Source organism: Lentzea aerocolonigenes (assembly GCF_000955955.1).
Lineage (GTDB): Bacteria > Actinomycetota > Actinomycetes > Mycobacteriales > Pseudonocardiaceae > Lentzea > Lentzea aerocolonigenes_A.
In genome coordinates this window covers 1-5,150 of the sequence record NZ_JYJG01000507.1, presented here as the reverse complement: position 1 = coordinate 5,150, position 5,150 = coordinate 1, and the positions used below count along the sequence as shown (strand labels likewise).

The following is a 5,150-nucleotide window of genomic DNA, read 5'->3' as shown; positions in this document are numbered from 1 at the left end:
GCCGCACCACCAGGAACCACCTCAGGCGCGGCTCTCATCGAACGGGACCTCGATACAGGCCCTAGATGAGACCTTCACGCAGGGCGAAGGCCACCGCGTGGGCGCGGTTGCGCAGCTGGAAGCGGTTGGTGATGTCGTGCAGGATCGACTTCACGGTCCGCTGCGAGTAGCACAGCTTCTCCGCGATCTCCCTGGTCTCCAGGCCGTCGGCGATCATCCGCAGCACCTCGGTCTCCCGGCTGGACATGCCGGCGAGGTTGAGCCCGTTGGGGCGCAACACGTTGCGCTGCAGCTGGGACACGCGTCCGAGCAACCGGCCGAGCAGGTCGGCCGGCAGCGATCCCTCACCGGCGTGCGCCGCGCGGATCAGCCGGACCAGCGTGTCGGGCGTGGCCTCGGAACGGCGCAGCACGGCGGAAACACCGCTGCCGACGATGTCGAGCAGCTCGGAGTCGGCCACGTCGCCGGCGACGAGCACGATCCCCGGGTTGGGCTGGCACTGCAGCTTTCTCAGCAGTTGCAGCACGTTCTCGTCGAGACGTTCCGCGACGACGAGTGCGACGCAGCTCTCCGCGGTCTCCGGCTCGACGAGCCGGATCTCCTGGCGGGACCGCAGCGCGACGGTCACTCCCGCGCGGGTGATCGAGTCGGTGGCGTGCAGGACGACGGTTACCGGTTCGGCGTTCATCAGCTCCCCTTCTGACGTCAGCACAATCCATCTTCCAGGCCGGGACGTCCCGGCCGGCAGGGGCAGTTATCCCGAGTTGTCCCGGAACAGGTTCATCGCCTGCGCGCGATCTGCGACCTGCAACTTGCGGAGGATGTTGGACACGTGGTTGCGCACGGTTTTGGTGCTCAGGAACAACTCCCGCGCGATGGTCGCGTTGCCCTTGCCCGCCGCCATCAGCCTGGCGACCTCGCGTTCGCGCCCGGTCAGCTCCGGGAGCGTGCTCGGCCGTGGTGCCGTGGCGAAGAAGTCGAGCAGCCTGGTGGCCACGGCCGGGCTGAAGATCGCCTCACCCTCACCGACCGCGCGCACGGCGTCCACGATCTGTTGAGGTCGCGAGGACTTCACCAAATACCCCCGCGCACCCGCTTTCATCGCGGCGAACACGGATTCGTCGTCCTCGAACATGGTCAGCACGAGCACGCGTGCGGAAGGCCGCGCGGCCACGATTCGGCGGGTGGCCTCCACTCCGCCGAGGTCGGGCATGTTGAGGTCCATCACGATCACGTCAGGTTGCAACCGGGCCGCGGCTTCCACGGCCGCTGTGCCACCGGAAGCCTCGGCCACGACGTCGATGCCGTTGTCGATCAGCGCTGCCATCACGCCGCGGCGGAAGAGCGGGTGGTCGTCCACGACCAGCGCGCGCAAGGTCATGACAAGGGTAGAGCCGCGGCGAGTCTGGTACCGCCGTCGAGGCCGGGCTCGACCCGGCAGTTCCCACCGAGATCGCTCGCCCGTTGCCGCATCGACGCCAAGCCCACGCCAGAGGCCACCTCGGCCGGGCCCACGCCGTCGTCGAGCACCTCCACGTGCAGTTCGGTGTCGAACCAGAGCCGGACAGCACACGTGCGCGCGTCGGCATGCGTCACGACGTTCGTGAGCGCCTCGCGAATGATCCGGTACGCCGCAACGCTCACCGCGTCGGGCAGTGGCGGGATCTCGCAGAGCACCACGACGTCGATCGCGAAGTGCAGCCGCGACCTCAACGCCGAGACGAACTGCTCGACCGCACCCACGAGCCCGAGCTTCGTGACGACGGCCGGGCTCTCGTTCGCCACCAGTGACTTGATGTCGCCGATCGCCGAGTGCATCTCGTCCTCGAGCAGCGCGAGCAACCGCGCCGCGCCGGCCGGGTCGGAGGTGAGCAGCTGCCGCGCCGACCGCAGCCCGAGGGCGACAGCGGCGAGTGACGGGCCAACACCGTCGTGGAGGTCGCGCAGCACCGTCCGGCGTGCTTCAGCCGCACTCCGGGCGCACGACTCCGCGGGCACGATGAATTGGCGGCGCATGCTCCCTCCCTCCCCAGAAGTGACGTCGCTTGGACGTCGGCACCCGTTTCCGAGGTTCCCGATGGTGTGACCGGAAGTCCCTCGATCGGCCCATTCCCGCACGTGGCGGGAGTGGGTGAACGGATTCCTTTGCACTCCGATGGAAGCGGCAGCGCCGGTGATACAGCCAGACGGAAAAACCAAATGGCCCGATGAGCGGTACGGACGTATTTGTAGGCCGAACGGACGCTCCTCACAGGTATGGGAGTCGAGGTCCACGACCCTCGCTGGCTCACGGCCGTGCCGGGGGCAGAGCTCGTGGTCGGGCTGGACGATGTGGGTGGGTACGCCGCGGACGGTCACCGGGTGACCGTGCTGATCGACCTCGTGCCGGACAACGTGGCGTCGCTGCGAGGCCTGGCCGCCGAGGCCGTGGGGGAGGGCGCGCGCAAGGTCCGCGTGCGGCCGCACGGTGTCGACCGGGTCGATCTGGTCTACGCGGCCGTGGAACTGAATCGTGTCGCCGAGGACGACGCCGTCGAGGTCCAGTTCGACGTCACGTCCGCCGCACTGCTGCGCGCGGATCCGTCGGCGTTCGTGCGGGTCGATCCGCTGGTGGTGAAGGCGGACGGGACCGTCGTGCCGATCTGCGCCGGGCTGGAGCGGTACGCGCTGGGGTCACTCGGGTCCTTGGACTCGCTGGTCGCCGCGTGGGATCCCGAACCGGTCCGGGACCTGTGCCGGGTCGCGCTGGGACGGGCGCTCGCCGACACCGGGCCGCTGGTCTCCTGGTACGAGCACCTCACCCGGACAGCAGCTGAGATGCGCTCCGCGTGTTGATCACCTGATCTGGTGTGATCCCGCACTCCTCTGCCCGCGCGCAGCCGTAGTTCAGCCAGTCCAGCTGGCCGGGCGCGTGCGCGTCGCTGTCGATCGAGAACGTGCAGCCCGCGTCGACGGCGAGGCTGAGCAGGCGGCGCGGGGGATCGAGCCGCTCGGGCCGTGAGTTGATCTCCACCGCGCTGCCGTGTTCAGCGCACGCCTCGAAGACCCGTTCCGCGTCGAACTGCGACTCCGGACGGCCCTTGCCCACGACGAGCCGGCCCGTGCAGTGGCCGAGGATGTCGACGTGCGGGTTCCTGACCGCGTTGATCATGCGCTTCGTCATGTCGGCACGTGGCATCTTCAGTTTCGAGTGGACGCTCGCGACCACGACGTCCAGTCGCTCCAGCAGGTCGTCGTCCTGGTCGAGCGAACCGTCGTCGAGGATGTCGACCTCGATGCCGGTGAGGATCAGGAACGGGGCCAGCTCGACGTTCAGCTCGGCGACGACCTCGAGCTGCTTCTCCAGCCGGTCGCGCGAAAGTCCATTCGCGACGGTCAGGCGCGGCGAGTGGTCCGTCAGCACCATGAACTCGTGGCCGAGGTCCCGCGCCGCCTCCGCCATGTCCTTGATCGGGCTGCCGCCGTCGGACCAGTCGGAATGAACGTGGCAGTCGCCCTTGAGCTCGGCTCGGAGCTCCTCGCCGCCAGTGATGTCGACGTGCCGCAGCTTCGCGAGATACGACGGTTCGCGGTTCGCGAGGGCGTCCTGCACGACACCGGCCGTCGATTTCCCGACACCTTTCAGGTCGGTGAGCGTGCCGAGTTTCGCTCGCTTTTCGACCTCGGCCGGGTCGAGGTCGGCGAGAACGGCCGCCGCGTTGCGGAAGGCCTGGACGCGGTAGGTCGGTTCGCCCGCTCGTTCGAGGTGGAAGGCCACCTGCTTCAACGCCTTGACCGGATCCATACCTCTTCCTACCCCATCCACTCTCCGTACGCCTCTGTTGTTGGAGTCGCATCGATCCACAATGATGTTCGTCATGAACCGACCCGGCTCTCGGCGCAAGCGGAGCAAGGGTGACCTGACCTCGCAGGCCATTCTGGACACCGCTGAACAGCTGCTCGAGACGAAGTCGCTCGACGAGATCGCCGTCGACGAGCTGACGTCGGGCGCGGGAATCTCCAGATCCACCTTCTACTTCCACTTCGAATCACGCGAGGCCGTGCTCTACGCGTTGTCCGAACGCGTCGCGGAAGGCCTCTACGATTCGGCCGCGCTGTGGTTGCGCCGCGGCAGTGAACCGCCGGCGGAATCGATCCGGCGCGCGATCTCCGGAACTGTCGCGCTGTGGCGGGCGCACGGCCCTGTTTTGCGCGCGGCCGTCCGTGCCCGCGACACGAGCGAGATGGTGCGCGGCTTCTGGTCGGAGGTCGCGCGCAAGTTCATCGAGTCGACCGCGCAGCAGATCGAGATCGAACGCGACGCGGGCGTGGCCGTTGCGGGTCCGCCTTCTGCGCGAGCACTGGCCACTGTGCTGGTCTCGATGAACGAGACCATGTGTTACAGCCTTTCGTTGGGCCGCAAGTCGGCCGCTCGTGATCGTGAGGTCGTGGAGACGCTGACTGCTGTGTGGTTGCGGTCCGTGTACGGGGTTCCCCAGTAGATAAGCGAGAGCGTTGCTCACTCGACACCGTGTCGAATAATTTCGCCACCATGTCGAGCAACTCGTTTTCGCTGATCGGACACGTCGCGCTGGTCACCGGCGGCACCCGTGGCATCGGCCTGGAGTCGGTGCGCGCGCTGGCCCGCGCGGGGGCGAACGTTGCCGTGGTCGCGCGCACGGCCGAGACCACCAAGGAGGTCGCCTCCGCCGTCGAGCGCGAGTTCGAGGTCGAGGCACTGCCTGTCGTGGCCGACCTCGGCCACGACGACGAGATCCCCGGCATCGTCTCCGCTGTCGTCGACCGGTTCGGCCGCATCGACGTGCTGGTGAACAACGCCGGTGCCGCGCCGCCGTTCGGTCCGCTGATCGACGTCTCGGCCCGGGCCTTCGACAAGATCATGGCGGTGAACGTTCGCGCGCCGCTGTCCCTGACGCGTGCTGCTGTTGCTGCCGGACTTGGTTCCGGTGGCGGGTCCGTGATCAACATCGTGTCTGCGGCGGGGTTGAAGGCCGAGCCGTACATGGGGCTGTACTCGGCGGCCAAGGCTGCGATGATCAGTGCGACTCGGACGTTGGCCCGTGAGCTCGGTCCCGCCGGGATCAGGGTGAACGCGGTGGCGCCCGGCGTGATCCGCACCGATTTCTCCGCTGCACTTGTGGGCAACGAGG

7 protein-coding genes are annotated in these 5,150 nt (G+C 68.0%); 3 read left to right on the top strand and 4 right to left on the bottom strand.

Annotated features, from left to right (window positions below):
- Positions 1–61: 61 nt before the first annotated feature.
- The 3 genes from UK23_RS45120 to UK23_RS45110 form a co-directional block, all read right to left on the bottom strand.
- On the bottom strand, positions 62–688 hold the full coding sequence (locus tag UK23_RS45120; RefSeq protein ID WP_045318000.1) for a helix-turn-helix transcriptional regulator: 627 nt from the start codon (positions 686–688) through the stop codon (positions 62–64).
- 66 nt (positions 689–754) lie between these two features.
- On the bottom strand, positions 755–1,381 hold the full coding sequence (locus tag UK23_RS45115; protein ID WP_045317998.1) for a response regulator: 627 nt from the start codon (positions 1,379–1,381) through the stop codon (positions 755–757).
- Positions 1,378–2,016, bottom strand: a complete 639-nt coding sequence (locus UK23_RS45110) for a sensor histidine kinase (RefSeq protein ID WP_045317997.1) — start codon at positions 2,014–2,016, stop codon at positions 1,378–1,380. Before UK23_RS45110 ends, UK23_RS45115 begins: the two co-directional genes overlap by 4 nt.
- Positions 2,017–2,256: 240 nt before the next feature.
- Between UK23_RS45110 and UK23_RS49555 the strand changes: the two genes are divergently transcribed.
- Positions 2,257–2,835, top strand: a complete 579-nt coding sequence (locus tag UK23_RS49555) for a hypothetical protein (protein ID WP_052685624.1) — start codon at positions 2,257–2,259, stop codon at positions 2,833–2,835.
- On the opposite strand, the gene UK23_RS45100 is transcribed toward UK23_RS49555, so the two are convergent.
- Positions 2,798–3,784, bottom strand: a complete 987-nt coding sequence (locus UK23_RS45100) for a PHP domain-containing protein (RefSeq protein WP_045317996.1) — start codon at positions 3,782–3,784, stop codon at positions 2,798–2,800. The two genes, UK23_RS49555 and UK23_RS45100, sit on opposite strands and share 38 nt — an antisense overlap.
- Before the next feature lie 73 nt (positions 3,785–3,857).
- On the opposite strand from UK23_RS45100, the gene UK23_RS45095 reads away from it, so the two are divergent.
- Together UK23_RS45095 and UK23_RS45090 are read left to right on the top strand one after the other, a co-directional pair.
- Complete coding sequence (locus UK23_RS45095; RefSeq protein WP_196778167.1) at positions 3,858–4,481, top strand: TetR/AcrR family transcriptional regulator; 624 nt, start codon at positions 3,858–3,860, stop codon at positions 4,479–4,481.
- Between the two features lie 50 nt (positions 4,482–4,531).
- On the top strand, positions 4,532–5,150 hold a 619-nt coding region (locus UK23_RS45090), incomplete at its 3' end, for an SDR family NAD(P)-dependent oxidoreductase (RefSeq protein WP_045317994.1).

Bases quoted from the DNA above. Each gene is read 5' to 3' on its own strand.
- UK23_RS45120 (WP_045318000.1), bottom strand. From the start codon at position 688: ATGAACGCCGAACCGGTAACCGTCGTCCTGCACGCCACCGACTCGATC.
- UK23_RS45115 (WP_045317998.1), bottom strand. From the start codon at position 1,381: ATGACCTTGCGCGCGCTGGTCGTGGACGACCACCCGCTCTTCCGCCGC.
- UK23_RS45110 (WP_045317997.1), bottom strand. From the start codon at position 2,016: ATGCGCCGCCAATTCATCGTGCCCGCGGAGTCGTGCGCCCGGAGTGCG.
- UK23_RS49555 (WP_052685624.1), top strand. From the start codon at position 2,257: ATGGGAGTCGAGGTCCACGACCCTCGCTGGCTCACGGCCGTGCCGGGG.
- UK23_RS45100 (WP_045317996.1), bottom strand. From the start codon at position 3,784: ATGGATCCGGTCAAGGCGTTGAAGCAGGTGGCCTTCCACCTCGAACGA.
- UK23_RS45095 (WP_196778167.1), top strand. From the start codon at position 3,858: ATGAACCGACCCGGCTCTCGGCGCAAGCGGAGCAAGGGTGACCTGACC.